Origin of the sequence: Amycolatopsis heterodermiae (assembly GCF_034929455.1) — a bacterium.
Taxonomy (GTDB): Bacteria; Actinomycetota; Actinomycetes; order Mycobacteriales; family Pseudonocardiaceae; genus Amycolatopsis; species Amycolatopsis heterodermiae.
This window is the reverse complement of record NZ_JAYFSI010000003.1, coordinates 173941-190385: the sequence shown is the minus strand read 5'-3', so window position 1 is coordinate 190385 and position 16445 is coordinate 173941. Positions and strand designations below refer to the sequence as shown.

The 16445-nt window shown below is 70.8% G+C and carries 12 protein-coding genes; 1 reads left to right on the top strand and 11 read right to left on the bottom strand.

From position 1 onward, the window contains the following. Together VA596_RS16770 and VA596_RS16765 are read right to left on the bottom strand one after the other, a co-directional pair. A complete protein-coding gene (locus VA596_RS16770; RefSeq protein WP_323328100.1) occupies window positions 1-915 on the bottom strand; it encodes a hypothetical protein in 915 nt (304 codons plus the stop codon). After that, on the bottom strand, window positions 912-1418 hold the full coding sequence (locus tag VA596_RS16765; protein ID WP_323328098.1) for a VOC family protein: 507 nt from the start codon (window positions 1416-1418) through the stop codon (window positions 912-914). The genes VA596_RS16770 and VA596_RS16765 overlap by 4 nt, the downstream gene beginning before the upstream one ends. Before the next feature lie 206 nt (window positions 1419-1624). Between VA596_RS16765 and VA596_RS16760 the strand changes: the two genes are divergently transcribed. Continuing rightward, window positions 1625-2287, top strand: a complete 663-nt coding sequence (locus VA596_RS16760) for an O-methyltransferase (protein WP_323328096.1) — start codon at window positions 1625-1627, stop codon at window positions 2285-2287. 64 nt (window positions 2288-2351) lie between these two features. Here the strand turns inward: VA596_RS16760 and VA596_RS16755 are convergent, their stop codons facing one another. From VA596_RS16755 to VA596_RS16715, 9 genes are all read right to left on the bottom strand, one after another. Beyond that, on the bottom strand, window positions 2352-3884 hold the full coding sequence (locus VA596_RS16755; RefSeq protein ID WP_410171890.1) for a 4-hydroxyphenylacetate 3-hydroxylase family protein: 1533 nt from the start codon (window positions 3882-3884) through the stop codon (window positions 2352-2354). After that, on the bottom strand, window positions 3866-4417 hold the full coding sequence (locus VA596_RS16750) for a flavin reductase family protein (protein WP_323328092.1): 552 nt from the start codon (window positions 4415-4417) through the stop codon (window positions 3866-3868). The genes VA596_RS16755 and VA596_RS16750 overlap by 19 nt, the downstream gene beginning before the upstream one ends. Further along, window positions 4414-6276 (bottom strand): anthranilate synthase family protein, encoded by a 1863-nt coding sequence (locus VA596_RS16745; RefSeq protein WP_323328090.1) that lies wholly within the window; start codon window positions 6274-6276, stop codon window positions 4414-4416. The genes VA596_RS16750 and VA596_RS16745 overlap by 4 nt, the downstream gene beginning before the upstream one ends. Continuing rightward, window positions 6273-6914 carry an isochorismatase family protein gene (locus VA596_RS16740; protein ID WP_323328088.1) on the bottom strand — a complete coding sequence of 214 codons (642 nt, stop codon included), beginning with the start codon at window positions 6912-6914 and terminating at the stop codon, window positions 6273-6275. The genes VA596_RS16745 and VA596_RS16740 overlap by 4 nt, the downstream gene beginning before the upstream one ends. Before the next feature lie 9 nt (window positions 6915-6923). Next, entirely contained in the window at window positions 6924-7691 is a 768-nt protein-coding gene (locus tag VA596_RS16735; RefSeq protein ID WP_323328086.1) for a 2,3-dihydro-2,3-dihydroxybenzoate dehydrogenase, read from the bottom strand. Continuing rightward, window positions 7688-8938, bottom strand: coding sequence for a 3-deoxy-7-phosphoheptulonate synthase (locus VA596_RS16730; RefSeq protein WP_323328084.1), 1251 nt, complete (start codon window positions 8936-8938; stop codon window positions 7688-7690). The genes VA596_RS16735 and VA596_RS16730 overlap by 4 nt, the downstream gene beginning before the upstream one ends. Before the next feature lie 51 nt (window positions 8939-8989). Then, a complete protein-coding gene (locus VA596_RS16725; protein WP_323328082.1) occupies window positions 8990-13411 on the bottom strand; it encodes a non-ribosomal peptide synthetase family protein in 4422 nt (1473 codons plus the stop codon). A gap of 56 nt (window positions 13412-13467) precedes the next feature. Next, the gene (locus VA596_RS16720; protein ID WP_323328080.1) at window positions 13468-15246 is read right to left on the bottom strand and encodes a non-ribosomal peptide synthetase; all 1779 of its coding nucleotides are present in this window, start codon (window positions 15244-15246) and stop codon (window positions 13468-13470) included. A gap of 502 nt (window positions 15247-15748) precedes the next feature. Then, window positions 15749-16231, bottom strand: a complete 483-nt coding sequence (locus tag VA596_RS16715; RefSeq protein WP_323328078.1) for a MarR family winged helix-turn-helix transcriptional regulator — start codon at window positions 16229-16231, stop codon at window positions 15749-15751. Between the last annotated feature and the right edge of the window lie 214 nt (window positions 16232-16445).

Sequence of the window (16445 nt, the reverse complement as noted above, 5' to 3'; positions counted from 1 at the left end):
TCAGTCCGCCGGGGAGCCGGCCGCGCACGCGGCGACGTCGGCGAGCAGGCCGACGAACCCGGCTTCGCAGGAGCGGACCTCGGGACTGGTCAGCTCGGCGGGCGGGTCCTCGGCGTCCGACACGGCGTCGACGCCGTTCTGGGTCACGTCCAGGGCCACGGCGTTGAGCCGCCGCAGCAGCTGGGCCACGACGTCCGGCAGGGACGTCGGCGCCCGCAGCGTCATGAAGTAGTTGTCGTAGACGACGCTGAGCACGTCCGGGTGCGGCGCCTCGGCCGCGCCCGCCGCGTCCTGCAGCAGCGACCGTCCACTCGGGACCAGCTTGGCGGCGATCCCGCCGTGGACGCGCTGGTAGAAGCCGACTTCGTCGCGCAGCGCCTTGACGCCGGGCGAATCGTCGCCGGGCAGGCCCTTGCCGCGGTAGAGGTCGCGGACCGGGGCGAAGTCCGGGGCCCACGTGCCGCTGAACCCGCGGTGCTGCAGGAACATGCTCGGCCGGATGACCTCGTGGTAGACGTCGATCGGGGTCGAGCTGGTGTAGAGCAGCATCGCGCTGAAGCCGCGGGTGAACAGCGCCGCCGAGGCCAGGGCGGCCTCGCGGTCACGCTCGCCGCGTTCGGCCATGGCCAGCTCGCGGGCGACGAGCTGCCACAGCACGAACGTCACCTGGTGGCCGGTGATCCAGCGGAACCAGTACAGCCGGTCGGACGACTCGACGGGCTCGACCGGGCCCGGCACCCCGCTGCGGGAGATGTGCTCCAGGTGCGTGCAGAGCCCGGCGAAGCGGGAGCACGGGCCGTCGCCGGCGGGTTCGGTACCCGCGTCGGGGATGGTCAGCGGTTCGAGGCCGTAGGGGAAGTCGCCGAAGTCCCAGCCCTCGCGCACGGGGACCTCGGTCAGCACGGGAACGGTCACGACGCGGCCTCCGGAATCCAGGTGAACTCGTATTCGAGGCCGTTCACGTCGAATGCGTAGAAACTCTGCACGCCGTCTTCGTCGGTGACGATCTCCGTCGCCGGTTCGTCCAGGGTGAAATGAAAGCGCCCGGATTCGTACAACCGGGTCCAGTGCCGCTGCCACGCGGACATTTCCTCCGGCGAGCCGACCTCCATGCAGACGTGCTGGAATTGCGCGCTGCCGGGGTCGGGCGCTTCGCCACCTTCGCCCTCGCGCTCGAAGAGGTGGAACCGGGTGCCGCCGGCCCGCAGCTCGACGAGCTTGACGATGCCCGGCAGCCGGCTGGTGGTCAGCTCGGAGAACCGGTCGAGAGCCCAGTTCTCCTTGCAGCCGAAGAACTCCTGGTACCAGGAGACGCAGTTGGCGAGGTCGGCGGTCTGGATCCCCAGGTGGTGGAACGTGGCCGCGCGGAGCGGGGCAAGGCGGGGCGACTCGAGGGTCGCCACGGCGTTCTCGGACATGTCGCCATCCTTTCTTCCGGCGCCGGGACGCATTCCCAGACGGCGCCTTGGAGAGTGGCCTTGATCGATTGTCGGGGGCGGCGTAAGAAACAACCGCCCGATCCCCTTCGACACTACAGTGGTTGCCACGGGGAAATCAAGTTGGCGGGAAAAATAGTCCCATTATCCCTATAGCCGAGCGCCTTCCTCAAGTAGCATCGGGAGACATGAGCGAAGACCAGTGGACGAAAATCGACACCTACACCTCGAACCTGATGGTGGAGCACGACGCCGCCCTGGACCTCGCGGCCAAGGCCAGTGCCGAGGCCGGGCTGCCGGAGATCGCGGTGGCACCCAACCAGGGCAAGTTCCTCCACCTGCTCGCCCGCACCCACGGTGCGCGCCGCATCCTCGAGATCGGCGCGTTCGGCGGGTACAGCGCGATCTGGCTGGCCCGGGCGCTGCCCGAGGGCGGCACGCTGACCACGCTGGAGGCCGAACCGTCCTTCGCCGAGGTCGCGCAGCGCAACATCGACAACGCCGGCCTGTCCGACGTGGTCGACCTGCGCGTCGGCAAGGCGCTGGACACCCTGCCGGAGCTGGCGGGCGGCGAGCCGTTCGACCTCGTGTTCATCGACGCCGACAAGGCGAACATCCCGGAGTACTTCGGCTGGGCGCTGAAGCTCACCCGCCCGGGCAGCGTCATCGTCGTGGACAACGTGGTGCTCGACGGGCTCGTCGTCGAGGCCGACAGCCCCAACCCGGCGGTGCAGGGCGTGCGGCGGTTCAACCAGTTGGTGGCCGACGAGCCGCGCGTCACCGCGACGACCGTGCAGACCGTCGGCAGCCGCGGTCACGACGGGTTCTGCCTGATGCTCGTCGAGAGCTGACGGACGCACGACCGGAGGGCCTTCCCGCACCGCGGGGAGGCCCTCCGTCACGTCGTGGCTCACGTCAGATCCGGTCCGGGTTGATCAGGTCCGGCGCGGTCCAGCCGTCGAGGTCGTACTCGGCCAGGCACTGCTCGGCGAAGCCCTTGTAGCCGTCGACCTGCCCGGACGCCTGCTGCGCGGTGAGCATCTCGATCCGGACGTTCTCGTGGTTGCCCGAGAAGTTCCGCTCGTAGAGCTCGTTGCGGCCGGCGAACTCGGTGCCGACGGAGTCCCAGATCAGCTTCATCAGCTTGACCCGCTCCACCGCGTCGTAGCCCGACGAACCCCGGACGTACTTGTCCAGGTAGGGCCGCAGCTCCGGGTTCTGGAAGTCGCTGGCGTGCGAGTTCAGGTAGATCAGCGCGCTGCCCAGGTCCTGGTGGATGATCTCCCGCACCCGCGGGTAGCCGATCGTCATGAACCAGCGGTAGGCCATGCCGTAGTCGAGCTTCGGCAGCAGCGCGCCGTCCTTCCACGGGTCCGGGTTGAGCGCCATCGCGTCACTCAAGCCCCAGAACATGTTCCGCCACGCGAGTACCTCGCCGATGCGGGTCTGGATGCCGCGGAAGTCCTTGGTGCCGGTGACGTCGACGCCCTTGAGCAGCAGCCCGGCCAGGAAGTCCAGCTTCACGGCCAGCCGCGTCACGCCGTGGAACGTCGAGCGGTTCAGGAACCCCGACGCCGACAGGAAGGTCGCCGCCTTGGCCTGGTCGCCGTAGACGAACACGTTCTCCCAGGGGATCTTCACCTTGTCGAGCACGAAAATCGTGTCGTTCTCGTCGAGCCGGCTCGAGAGCGGGTAGTCGAACGGGCTGCCTGTCGTGTCCGCCTGCAGCGCGTACGACGGCCGGCAGATCAGCTTCAGCCCCGGGGAGTCCATCGGCAGCGTCGCCACCAGCGCGAACTCGCGCTTCTTCACCGGCAGCCCGTAGTGGGCGATGAAGTTGCCGTGCGTCAGCGCGGAGCCGGTCGCGACGACCTTGGCGCCGCTGACGACCAGGCCGTCGTCGCGTTCCTCCTCGACGTGCACGAACACGTCCCCGACGTCGTCGGCCGCCTTGTGCCGGTCGACCGGCGGGTTGATGATCGCGTGGTTCCAGAAGAGGACCTTCTCCTGCGCCTCGGCGTACCAGCGGCGCGCGTTGCCCTCGAACTCGCCGTAGTAACCCGGGTCGACGCCCAGGGTGGCCAGGAAGCTCGCCTTGTAGTCCGGGCTGCGGCCCAGCCAGCCGTAGCTCATCCGCGCCCACTCGGCGATCGCGTCGCGGTCGCCGATCAGGTCCTGTGTGGACTTCGGAGCGCGGAAGAACTTGTGCGTGAACCCGCCGCTGCCGGTGTCGGTCGGCGTGGTCAGGACGTCCTTCTTCTCCGGGTCGTGCAGTGCGTCGTACAGCCGCGCGGTCATCCGGGCGGTGTTGCGGAACGCCGGGTGCTTGGTGACGTCGTCGACACGCTCGCCGTAGGCCCAGATCTCGCGGCCGTCGCGGATGCTTTCCAGGTACTCGTCCCCGGTCAATGGCCGGGTCGTCGTCTCGCTCACTTGCCTGCCTCCCATCGTTGGGGTGTCGGGTCGTCCAGCGACCACGACCAGTGCGGTGCGTCGGGCTCTTCGGCCAGCCGCGGGAACTCGCCGCCGAAGAACAGCAGCGGCCGCCCGCCGGCCAGGTCGAGGCCGGTCACCTCGCCGACGTGCAGCACGTGGTCGCCGCCGTCGTAGGCGCGCCACGGGGTGCACTCGACGTGCCCGACCGTGCCGCCCAGCCGCGGCACCGGCGACTCGAGGTCGACCCACGGCACGTCGTCGTCGGCCATCGGCTTGCCCGCGAAGTGCATCGCGACGTCCTGCTGGTCCTCGGCGAGGATGTTGACCACGAACGGCCCGTTGCCGAGGTGCTTGACCGAGCGGCTGCGCCGGTCGAGCGAGACCAGCACGAGCGGCGGGTCCAGCGACACGGACGTGAACGCGTTGACGGTCGCGCCGCGCACCTCGGTGCCACGCCGGTAGGTCACGACGGTGACGCCGGTGGTGAAGTGGCCGAGGAAGGTCCTCAGCCGGGCGCGGTCGAACGCCGGGGCGATCGTGGTCATGAGGTGCCTCCTCCTGTGGTCGCGTGGTCGACGACGTCACGCAGGATCGCCGGCCCGTCCTCGGTGAGGAAGGACTCGGCGTGGAACTGGATGGTCGCCAGCCGCGGTCCGCGCAGGCCGATGACCTGGTCGTCGAGCCCGCGCACGACTTCCGCGTCGGCACGGCCGGGCACCGCGACGCGGTCGTCGGCCGTACGCGCGGCGAAGCTGTTGTAGAACCCGACCGCCCGGCGCGTGCCGTCGATCGTCACGTGGGCCTGGCGGCCCTGGTTGGGCCGGGCGAGGCGCTGCACGGGCAGCCCGAGTTCGGCGCAGAGCACCTGGTGGCCCAGGCAGACACCGACCAGCGGACGTCCTTCGCGCAGCAGGTCCGCGGCCAGCGTGCGCAGCCGGCCGACCTTCGCGCCTTCGACGTCGTTGGGATCGCCCGGCCCGGGCCCGAGCAGCACCAGGTCGTTCTCCGGCAGCTCCCCCGCGTCCCACGGCACGGTCGTGACGTCGCAGTTCACCGACTTGAGCTGGTAGGCCAGCATCGAGGTGAACGCGTCTTCGGCGTCGACGACGGTGATCCGGACCCGGGAGCCGGTGCCCGGGCGGGCGCCGTCGAGCCAGAACCGGGACTTGCCGTCGTTGCGCGCCTTCAGGGCCGAGCGCACCTCGTCGGACGACGTCGACGGCGGCGGTGCCGCGGACCGGCGGGCCTCACCGGAGAGCGACTTCAGCACGGCCGACACCTTCGCCGTCGTCTCCGCGGCCTCCGACAGCGGCGCCGACTCGCGCACGATGGTCGACCCGGCCGCCAGCCGGACGTCGCCGGACGGCGAGATGTCCGCGGTGCGGATGAGGATCGCCGAGTCCAGCGAGCGGCGGCCGTCGTCGTCACTGCCGACAAGGCCGATGACGCCGCTGTAGTAACCACGGCCCTTCGGCTCGTACCGGCGGATCACCCGGCAGGCGTTGACCAGCGGGCTGCCGGTGACGGTCGGCGCGAGCAGCGTGTGCCGCAGCACCTCCGTCAGCGGCTTCCCGGTCTCGCCCTCCAGGGAGTACTCGGTGTGCGCCAGCCGCGACATGCGCCGCAGCCGCGGCCCGGACACCCGGATGCCGCGGTCGCACAGCTCGGCCATCATCTTCAGTTCCTCGTCGACGACCATGCAGAGCTCGTCGGCCTCCTTCTCGTCGTGGAGGAACTCGAGCAGGCCTTCGGCGTCGGCGCCGCCGTCCGGGTAGCGGTAGGTGCCGCTGATCGGGTTCATGGTCACCGTGCGGTCGAACAGCCGGACGTGCTGCTCAGGCGTGCTGCCCAGCAGATAGCGCTCGCCGGTGAAGACCAGGAACGTCCAGTACGCCCCGGCTTCCGCGCCCAGCAGGCGCTTGAAGACCGCCCGCGCGACGTCGTCGTCGAAGCCCGGGAACCGGCCGCGCAGGCTGCGGGAAAGCACGAAGTTCGCGCCCTCGCCGGCCCCGATCTCGTCGTCCAGAATCCGCTCGACCGTGCGGGCGTACTCGTCGTCGCCCAGGTCGAACGCGCGGTCCTCCAGCGGCGGGACGGCGTCGGGCAGGGCCGCGAGGGTCTCGGCGACGGTGAGCGTCGCCTGGGACTCGATGTCCATCACCTGCAGCGGGACCTGGTCGTCCGGGCAGTCGTAGCCGCGCTCGGCGAGCTGCCGGTATGGGAGCAGGACCAGCTTCGTGTGCCGGCCCCGGCCTTCCCAGGACCCGTCGTCCAGGGTCAGGTCGGCCAGCCGCTCGGCCGTGCGGACCGGGCCGGAGACGATCTCGACCTGGTCGCCGCGGCCGCTGCCGGGCCGGTGCAGGATCGCGTACGGCGACCCGGCGCGCAGGGGCAGGGGACTCACGTGACCACCGCGCCTTCCAGCTCACCGACCAGGGCCGCGGTGGTGGTGGCGACCGCGCAGTTGGCGGCCGCGTAGCTCACCGCGAGCTGGTGCTCGTCCGGGCCGAAGTCGGCGACGGCGTCGGCGACGAAGAACGTCTCGATGTCGTGCGTGAACGCCTCGACGGCGGTGACCAGGCAGCCGACGTGCGCGTAGATCCCGCAGACGATCAGCTGGTCACGCCCGGCCGCGCGGAGCCGGTCGAGCAGGTCGGTGCGGAAGAAGGCGCTGTAGCGCCACTTCGTCAGCACGACGTCCGACGGCGCCGGCGTGAGCTCGTCGATCACCTGCCGGTCGGCGGGGGTGGCCTTCATGCCCGGCCCCCAGATGTCGTGCAGCAGACCGCGGTCCTCGCTGGTCATCGAGCCGGGCTGGGCGGTGTAGAACACCGGGATGCCGAGCCGGTCGGCGGTTTCCCGCGCCTGGACGACGTTGCGGACGAGCGTGCGCCGCAGATCGCCGTCCTCCGGGTAGAAGCCGACGAAGTAGCGCTGCATGTCATGGATCAGCAGGGCCGCGCGGGACGGGTGCGCCCGCCAGTCCGCGGTGCTGGCCGGGACGGCGGTGGGCAGGTCGTACGGTTCGATCGTGATGCTCATCAGGCCTCCTCAGACGGCGCCGAGTGCGGCGCCGCCGTCGACGAGCAGGGTGGCCAGGGTGACGTGCCGGGCCTCGTCCGAGAGCAGGAACGCCACGCTGCGGGCGACGTCCCCGGCCGCGCCGACCCGGCCCAGCGGGATACCCAGCCGGAACTGGCCGGGGTCACCTTGGACGGTCGCGTCGGCACCGGTCTCGTCCGTCCACATGGAACGCAGCATCGGCGTGTCGGTCGAGCCGGGCGCGACGACGTTGCAGCGGATGCCGAGCGGCGCGAGGTCCACGCCCAGGCTGTGGGTCAGGCTGGTCGCGGCGGCCTTGGACGCGGCGTAGGCGGCCATGTGGCTGCGCGGCACGCCGGCGGCGTTCGACGCCACCGTGACGATCGAGCCGCTCTTGCGTTCGGCCATCCGGCGGGACACTGCCCGGCAGACGTGGAACACCCCGGTCGCGTTGACCGCGAAGGTCGCGTTCCAGTCCTCGTCGGACAGTTCGCTCACCCGGCCCATCCGCAGCACCCCGGCCACGTTCGCCAGGCCGCCGATCGGCCCGAAGCCGGTTTCGACGCGCTCGACGGCGGCGTCGACCTCCGCGCTGGAGGTGACGTCGACAACGTGCGTCTCGACGCTGCGGCCCTCGTCCAGCAACGGCTTCGCGACCTGGGCGAGGGCGTCCTCGTCGCGGTCGAACAACGCCAGGGGGTGGCCGCGTTCGGCCAGGAGAGTCGCGGTGGCGGCGCCGATGCCGCTGCCTGCGCCGGTTACGAGTGTCACGGTCATGACGCCAGCTCCGTCCTGAGTTCGTGGGCCGCCTCGGGCTGCCAGCTCGCGGTCAGCGCGACGGCCTGGGTGAGGTTCAGCCGCGGGTCGCACAGCGTCGTGTAGCCGGGCCCGCGGGCGGCCGTGATGCCGGCGCCGTGGCACTCGGAGATCTCGCTGGGCGAGGCCTCCATGTGGAGCCCGGCGCAGGCGCCGCCCTCCCCCGTGACGATCCGGACGAACTGGCGCAGCTCGTTCATGATGTCCTCGAGCCAGCGGACCTTGAGCCCGTCGTCGGCGACGACGGTGTTGCCGTGCATCGGGTCGCACAGCCACAGCACCGGGTGCCCGGCGTCGCGCACCGCCCGCACCAGCGGCGCGAGCTCGCCGATGCGGGCCGCGCCGAACCGCGGGATCAGCGTGAGCCGCCCGGGGGTGCGGTAGGGGTCGATCTGGGCGCAGAGCTTCAGGACGTCCTCGATCGGTGCCTTCGCGCTCACCTTCGCCGCGACCGGGTTGACCACAGTGGACAGCAGGTGCACGTGGGCGCCGTCCGAGCGCCGGGTCCGCTCGCCGATCCACGGCCAGTGCGTCGAGGCGAGGTAGCTGCGGCCACCGGGCATCCGGCGCACCAGCGGGACTTCGTAGTCCAGCAGCAGCGCCTCGTGGCTGGTCCAGATCCGGCCGGCCGGGTCGGCCCCGGTGCCGCGGCCCAGCCGCCCGATGGACGCGCGGACGCCGAGGGCCGCGCGGTGCGCGTCCAGGATCCGGGCCGGGTCGGGCCGCCGCGCTTCGGATGTCGGCTCGGGGCTGTTGACGATCGGCCCACGGTAGACCGGCAGCTCCCGGCCGTCGACGTTCTCGACGTTCTGCGAGCGCGGCTTGGCGTACTGGCCGGCGATCCGGCCGACTTCGAGGACGGGACGGCCGGAGCCGACCCGCATCACCTCGGCCAGCGTGTCGAGCATGCCGATCTTGCGGGCCACGGCGTGGACGCCGGTGTCGGCCGGGTCCTCGGCGCAGTCGCCGGCCTGCAGCACGCAGAACTCGCCTTCGGCGGCGCGGGCCAGCAGGGAGCGCAGTTGCAGCACCTCGGCGGGGCCGACGACGTCTTCACGCTCGGACAGCGTGTCACGGACGTCGGCGAGTTCGGTCTGGTCGGGCCAGTCGGGTTGCTGGGCCGCGGGGTAGCCGGACAGGGTCTCGTCGCACGGATCGGCGGCGCGGTGCAGTACCGGCCGGGCTCGTGCGGGCAGCGTCTTCCTCATCACGCATTCCTTGCTTGAGCCGGATATCGGGAGCACGGGGGCGAAACGGCGTCAGCCGGTGAATTCGCCCGTTTCACGGAAATAGCCGATCATTTTCGTGAACACGGCCGGGGTGATCTCCGGCCAGCGCAGGCCCAGCCGGGCGAGCTCGCGCCCGGTGCGCTCGTTGCCGTAGACGTTGTCGCCGATGTCGAGCGCCCCCTCCTGGTAGAGCGGGGCCATCGCGGACAACGGGTTGTCGCCGTCGGCCAGCGCGGCGCGCCACTCGGCGACCGGGATTTCGCGCAGTGAATACCCCAGCTCGCGAATGGCCCGGTAGACGACGTCGAAGGTCTTGATGCCCGGGTTGAACAGGTGCCAGGTGTCGTTTCCGGCGGGGCGGGCCTTCGCCAGCCGGACCAGCGCGCGGCCGACGAAGTCGACCGGCAGGAGGTCGGTGTCGTGCTCCTCGGGCGGCGGGACGACACCGAGTTCGAGGAAGCTCTTGACCTGCCGCCAGAGGAAGTCCTCGGACTGCAGCGCGCCGGTCTCGCTGTCGCCGGCGATCCGGCCGATGCGGTAGATCGCCACCGGCACCCCGCGGTCGCGGGCCAGCCGCGCGACCTCTTCGGCGACCCACTTGCTCTGGGTGTAGCCGATCGTCAGGTCGTCCGAGTCGTCCGGAACGTCGTCCTCGATGATCGCCGCGGGCCGCGGCTTCGGTGAGAACACCGCCACGGTGGAGGTGTAGTGCACGGGCTTGACCGGCCCGGCCGCGGCGAACTCGACGATCCTGGCCAGGCCGTCCACATTGGCCTGTTTGACCGAGGCGTACGGCGCGACGAAGTTGATGTGCGCCGCCGTGTGGTGGATCGTGCCGACGCGGTGCGCGAGGTCGTCGTAGTCCGTTTCGGACAGTCCCAGGCGGTCGGCGGCCAGGTCACCCGCCACGACCGTGATGCGGTCGCGGTCGAGGAACTTCCCGATGCCGTAGCGGTCGGCCGTCGCGGCGATCCGCTCCCACGCGGCTTCGGCGTCGGTGGCCCGGACCAGGCAGTGGACCCGGTCGGTGGTCTCGGCCAGCAGCTCGCGCAGCAGGTGGATCCCCAGGAAGCCGGTCGCGCCGGTGAGCAGGACGTCCCCGGCGGTCGCCACGGGGGCGCCGTCGGGCACGAGGATGTGGTCGGGCAGCCGGACGTCGGCCCGCAGGTCGACGCGGTCGCCGGTGTCCTCCCCGGACCGCAGCGCGTCGATGCGCGTGGCCATGCCGCCGACGGTCGGGTTGTCGAACAGCACCCGCAGCGGCACGTCGACGTCGAACCGCTTGCGCAGCCGGTACATCAGCTCGGTGGCGAGGATCGAATGCCCGCCCGCGGCGAAGAAGTCCTCGTCCAGCCCGACACTGCCGGTGCCCAGCAGGTCGGTCCACGCTTCGGCGATCGCCTGCTCGGTCGGGGTTTCGGGCGGCCGGGACGTGGTTGTCGTACCCGCGTCGAACAGGTCCGGCAGGGCCTTGCGGTCGATCTTGCCGCTGGGCGCGATCGGAAGGCCGGCGAGCCGCACGAAGTGGGACGGCACCAGGTAGTCCGGCAGTGATCCGGACAGCGCGGCACGCACCTGCACCGGGTCGGGCTCCCGTTCGGTGACGAGGTAGCCGACCAGGCGGCGGTCGCCGGCGCCGAACGTCACCGCGGCCACGGCGGACGCGCTGACCTCGGGCAGCGCGTTCAGCGCCGCCTCGACCTCGGCCGGTTCGACGCGGTAGCCGCGGATCTTGATCTGGGTGTCGGCGCGGCCGAGGTAGTCGAACTCGCCGTGGCGGTCGTAGCGGACCAGGTCGCCGGTGCGGTAGAGGCGCCCGAACGGCGTCTCCGCGAACCGTTCGCGGGTCTGCTCGGGCAGCCCGTGGTAACCGGGCGAGAGCAGGTCGCCGCCGAGGTACAGCTCCCCCGGCACGCCGGGCGGGACGAGCCGGCCGCCGTCGTCGAGGGCCAGCATCGACAGGCCCCCGATCGGGCCGCCGATCGACGGCGCCTCGGGCCAGCCGGCCGGGTCGCCGCTCAGCTCGTGTGCGGACGCCAGGTGCGTCTCGGACGGCCCGTACATGTTCAGGAACCGGATCTCGGGCCGACGTGCGAAGAACGCGCGGATCTGCGGGGTGATCACCAGCTGCTCGCCGACGGAGGCGACCTCGGCCAGGTCGGGGAACGGCTTGTCCTCGGCGACGGCGGCCAGCTGCTGCACGGCGACGTAGGGCAGGTAGGTCCGGGAGATCCGGTGCTCGCGCAGGAAGCCGCTGAGCCGGTGCAGGTCCTTCTGCAGGTCTTCGTCGATCAGCACGAGCGTGCCGCCGGCGCAGAGCGTCCCCAGGATCTCCATCACCGAGACGTCGAAGGACAACGTCATGTACTGCAGCGTCCGCCCGGTCGCACCGATCGGCGACGTCCGCCGCATGTACTCGACGAGGTTGGTGACGGTGGCTTCGGTGAGCACGACCCCCTTGGGGCGCCCGGTGGACCCCGACGTGTAGATCACGTAGATCTCGTCGTCACCGCTCTTCAGCCGCCCCAGGTTCGACTCGTCGGTGGCTTCGGGCTCCGCCGTCTCCAGCACCAGCGCGACGCCGGAGTCCTCGAGCATGTACTCGATCCGCTCGGCCGGGTACGACGGGTCGACCGGCACGTACGCGGCCCCCGCCTTCAGGGCGCCGAGCAGCGCCACGATCATCTCCGGCGAGCGCGGGACGTGGATCCCGACGCGGTCACCGCGTCCGACGCCCTTCGCGCGCAGGTCACGGGCCAGCCGGTTGGCGCGGCCGTTCAGCTCGCCGTAAGTGAGTGTGCGGTCGCCGTGCTCCAGCGCGGGCGCGTCCGGCGTGACCGCGGCCTGCGACTCGAACAGCTCCGCGACCGGGCGGCGGGTGGTGTCCTCCGCCGGCGGTGCGCACCACGCGAGGACTTCCTGTTCCTGCTCGTCCGACAGCAGGCCCAGCTCGCCGACCGTGCCGCCGGGGTGCTCGACGAGGGCTTCGAGCAGCCGGACGTACCGGTCACCGAACTCCTCGACGGTTTCGCGGTCGAACAACGCCGTGTCGTACTCGAACACCCCGCGTAGCGCCGTGCCGTCCTGCTCGACGATCAGCGAAAGGTCGTACTTCGAGCTGCGGCTGACGTAGAGGTCCAGGTCGGCGTCCAGGCCGAGCCGGTCGAGAGCCGCCCAGTCGGAGTCCGGCAGCACGAACATGGTCTGGAAAACCGGGGCGTGGCTCGGGCTGCGGGGCGGGTTGACGCGCTCGATGACCTTCTCGAACGGCGCGTCCTTGTGCCGCAGGGCTTCCGTGACCTCGGTGCCGGCCTGCGCGTACAGCTCCCGCAGCGGCAGGTCGCCGCGCACGCCGTGGCGGAAGACGACCATGTTGACGAAGTAGCCGAGCATCTCGGCCGTCTCCGGCAGGTCCCGCAGCGAGACCGGGCTGCCGATGAGGACGTCGTCCTGGCGCGTGTGCAGGTGCAGGAACGCCGCGTACGCCGCTTCCAGCAGCATGAACAGCGTGACGCCCTCGTCCGCGGCCAGGGCGCGGACCCGCTCGGTCAGCTCCGGCGGGAGGTCGAACCGGACGATGTCACCGCGGTGCGACTGCTCCAGCGGCCGCGGCCGGTCCGTCGGCAGGTCCAGCAGTGGCAGCGGCCCGGCGAGCCGCTCTTCCCAGTACCCCAGCAGGTCGTTCAGCTTGTCGTCGCGGACGGTCTCCCGCTGGCGGCGGGCGAAGTCGCGGTACTGCGGCCGGGCCGGGCCCTCGTCGAACGGGTCCCCGGCGAGTGCGGCGTGGTAGCGGGTGAACCACTCGGTGAGGAACACCCCGGCCGAGGCCGCGTCGAAGACGATGTGGTGGATGCTGCAGACGACGTGCGTAGGCCCGTCCGGCTCGGCCGCGCAGACCACCTTGACCAGCGGGCCGTGCCCCAGGTCGAACTCGGTGTCGACGACTTCGGCGACGACGTCGTCCAGGAGCCGGTCGGCACCCAGCTCGACGGTCGAGAAGTCGCAGGCCGGTTCCGGGGTGACGTGCTGGAGCACCTCGCCGCCGTCGGCGGAGAACGTGGTGCGCAGGATCTCGTGGCGGGCCAGGACGGCGCACAGGCTTTCGCGCAGCACGCCGGTGTCCAGCGGGGTCTTGACGGTGAACACGAACGGCGCGTTGTAGGCCGCCGGGCGCGGCGAGTACTGGTCGATGAACCAGATGCCGCGCTGGCCGTAGGACGCGGGAGCCGGGCCGCTGTCGTGGGTCGCGGTGAGGCCGGGCGGGCCGCCGCGCAGGTCGTCGATGTGCCGGGCCAGGTCCGCGGGGTCTTCGTGGCGCCGGATGTCCTCGGCCCCCAGCGTGATCCCCAGCAGCGCACTGAGCAGCCCGGCGAACTGCTCGTGGCCGGCCACACCGTCAGCGGTGACGCCGGAGCGGGCCCGGCGGATCACCGATTCGAGTGGGTTTTCCATGGTGTCAGTACCTCTCCGATCATCGCGGCCCCCCGTGCGTCGGTTCGGTCTGCCGCTCACCTGGCGGCGGCGCCGGTGCGCAGGGATTCGACGTGTTCGGCGAGCTGGCGCACGGTGCCGTGCCGGAAGACGTCCTCGGGCCGGACCTCGACCGCGAAGACCGACTGCAGCCCGGAGGCGAACTTCACGAAGTGCAGGGAATTGCCGCCGTGCCCGACGAACGGGTCGGTGACCGAATAGTCGTCACTGCCGATGATCTCGCGCCACATCTGCAGAATGACCGTTTCCAGGGGGTTCGTCATGCGCTGCTCCTTTTCTTCTGCTGGCCGGGCTCGCGGGTCGTGCAGGGCGGCCCGGTCGATCTTTCCGTTGAGGTTCGCCGGCATCGCTTCGAGCGCGCGGAAGTCCGACGGGATCATGTGCTCCGGCAGGGAATCGGCGAGCTGCGCGATCAGTTCGCCGGTGCCGATTTCCTGCCCGCTCCACGTCGTGTAGAACGCGACGAGGCTCTTTTCGTTCGCTTCGTTCCCGAACGCCTTGACGACGGCGTGCTCGATGTCGTCGAAGGACTTGAGGGCGAGTTCGACGGCGCTGGTTTCGACGCGGAAGCCGCGGATCTTCACGAGACTGTCGGACCGGCCGACGAGGACGACGTCGCCGTCCGGGGTGAGCCGGGCGAGGTCGCCGGTGCGGTAGCGGGTGCCGCCGTCGACGAACTTCCCGGCCTGGGCGTCCGGCAGGTTCAGGTAGCCGTTGGCGACGCCGGTGCCGCCGAGGCACAGCTCGCCGACGTCGCCGGGCGGGCACGGCTTGAGGTCCTGGTCGAGCACGTCCATGGTGACGCCGGCCAGCGGCTTGCCGACCGGGACGCGGTCGAGGTCGCGGACCTCGGGCGTGATCGGGTACAGCGAGGAGATCGCGGAGTTCTCGGTGCAGCCGTAGCCGTTGAAGATCGCGGCGGTGGTGCTTTCGGCCGCCGTCGCCAGGTGCGCGTGGGACGGGAAGTCGCCGCTGACCATGATCACCCGCAGCTCGCGCAGGGCGTCGAGTTCGTTGTCGACCAAGAGGTTGAACAGTCCACAAGGCAGGCTCAGCACGCTGACGCCGTGCTTGGTGATCACGTCGCGCAGGTCGGACAGCGACGGCAGCCCGGGCGGCAGCAGGACGAGCTCGGCGCCGTTGAGCAGGCTCAGCCAGAACTCGTTGCCGGACGCGGCGAAGGAGAACGCGGCCAGCTGCACCAGGCAGTCGTCCGGCGTGATCGTCAGCTTCGGGTCCGCGACCGCGAGCCGGGCGAGGCCGCGGTGGGCGAGCCGGACGCCCTTGGGCCGGCCGGTGGAGCCGGAGGTGAACAGGACGAACGCGTCGTCCTCGGCGGCCGGCGCCGCGGGCAGGTTGCCGTCCTCGCGTGAAGCGCTTTCCGCCAGCAGGTCGGCGACGTGCGCCTGCCGCACCGGCAGGTCCGCCTCGGCCAGCGACGACTGTCCCTGGTGGACGACCGTGCGCAGGCCGGTCTCCTCGACGATGTGGCGGATCATCTTGGCCGGGTAGGCCGGGTTGAGCGGGACGACGCAGCCGCCTGCCTTGAGCACGGCGAGCAGCGTCACGACCAGGTCGGCCGAGCGGTCCAGGTAGAGGCCGGCCGGGGCGCCGTCGCGCACCTGCATCAGGCGCAGCGTCCGGGCCAGGCGGTTGGCGCGGGTGTTGAGGTCCGCATAGGACACCTCGGGGCCGTCGCCGCTCAGTGCCGTCCGATGTGGATGGTCCGCGGCGGCGCGTTCGAACAGCCGCGGCAGCACGAGTCCGGGCACGGCCGGGTTTCCGTCGACGGGCATGGATCCCCCTGTTCGGTGCCGATGGCGATCGCCTTCGCCGCACTCACTCACTGGCGGCAATGATCAATTCAGGCGAGATGATTTCTTTTCAGCAACCAGTATGCAAAGGGCTCCGAAGACTGTCAACCCGGCGCAAAACTGCGTGCGCCCGCAAGAAAAAATGTGACCGTACGCGACTTCGGCCAAGGAAATCCTGAGATCACCCAGCGTCGATATTCACGCCTGAAATCGTTTACCGGATAATAGGAAAACAATCATTTCATTTCGCGCGCGTACCGTACCGGCAGCCGTGGCGCCCGCAACCCGGACGCGGGGATCCATAGTGGATTGACGACGGACAGCGGTGCGCGTTGGGCCGATCGGCGGAGGCGGGCTCCAAGCAGCCCGGGACGCGCCCGCGTGCACACCGGGTGACGGCGGCAGCGGGCACGTTTGGGCCGCTGAGCAGCAGGGAAACCGCAACGCGATGTGAGCGTCTGGGGGCCAGGCGTGACCGCGCGGCTCAGACGTCGCGAAGCGGGAAAGGCTGGGGTGTGGAGTGCAGGGCGTCGGCGACCTTCTGGCAGAGCTCGGCGAAGATCTGGGCTTCGCCCGAGGTCAGCGCCACGCCGGCGACCTTGGCGGTCTCCCGGCGGCCCTGCGCGGCCCGCATCAGGAACTCCTCGCCCTCCGCGGTCAGCGAGGTCGTCTGCTCACGCCGGTCGGTGCCGCGGGAGGCCTGCTCGATCAGGAACTGGTCCTTGAGCACGCGCAGCACCTTGGACGTGCTCTGGCGCGAAATGCCCAGGGACTCGCCGATCGCCGAAGGCGTCATCGGGCCGTGGATCCGCAGGGTTTCGAGCACGTCGTACTGCGACCAGGTGATCTTCTCGGGTGTCGCGCGCGTACGCCGGGCCACCAGCACGCATTGCAGGTAGGACAACGCGTTCTCGAGTTCACCGGGCGGGCCCGGCGGAGCGGTCGGGGAACCGTGGAACTTGGTCATAACCCACCTCCGCTTTCGCGGGAAAGCGCACCGCAATCGGAAGATCAGAGGATATCACCTTCCGTTCGCCCGCAGGCCATGCGCCGGTCCCGGCCTGCGGCCGGTCGTCCGGGCCCTGCCGCGAAGGACTCGGGATGGTAAAGTGATTGCCGGAAGGCAACCAATCGTCCGGTCGACCACCGGGTCACGCGGCTTCGGCCCCGGGACGAGGAGG

Bases quoted from the DNA above. Each gene is read 5' to 3' on its own strand.
- VA596_RS16765 (WP_323328098.1), bottom strand. From the start codon at position 1,418: ATGTCCGAGAACGCCGTGGCGACCCTCGAGTCGCCCCGCCTTGCCCCG.
- VA596_RS16760 (WP_323328096.1), top strand. From the start codon at position 1,625: ATGAGCGAAGACCAGTGGACGAAAATCGACACCTACACCTCGAACCTG.
- VA596_RS16755 (WP_410171890.1), bottom strand. From the start codon at position 3,884: ATGGGAGGCAGGCAAGTGAGCGAGACGACGACCCGGCCATTGACCGGG.
- VA596_RS16750 (WP_323328092.1), bottom strand. From the start codon at position 4,417: ATGACCACGATCGCCCCGGCGTTCGACCGCGCCCGGCTGAGGACCTTC.
- VA596_RS16740 (WP_323328088.1), bottom strand. From the start codon at position 6,914: ATGAGCATCACGATCGAACCGTACGACCTGCCCACCGCCGTCCCGGCC.
- VA596_RS16735 (WP_323328086.1), bottom strand. From the start codon at position 7,691: ATGACCGTGACACTCGTAACCGGCGCAGGCAGCGGCATCGGCGCCGCC.
- VA596_RS16730 (WP_323328084.1), bottom strand. From the start codon at position 8,938: ATGAGGAAGACGCTGCCCGCACGAGCCCGGCCGGTACTGCACCGCGCC.
- VA596_RS16725 (WP_323328082.1), bottom strand. From the start codon at position 13,411: ATGGAAAACCCACTCGAATCGGTGATCCGCCGGGCCCGCTCCGGCGTC.
- VA596_RS16720 (WP_323328080.1), bottom strand. From the start codon at position 15,246: ATGCCCGTCGACGGAAACCCGGCCGTGCCCGGACTCGTGCTGCCGCGG.
- VA596_RS16715 (WP_323328078.1), bottom strand. From the start codon at position 16,231: ATGACCAAGTTCCACGGTTCCCCGACCGCTCCGCCGGGCCCGCCCGGT.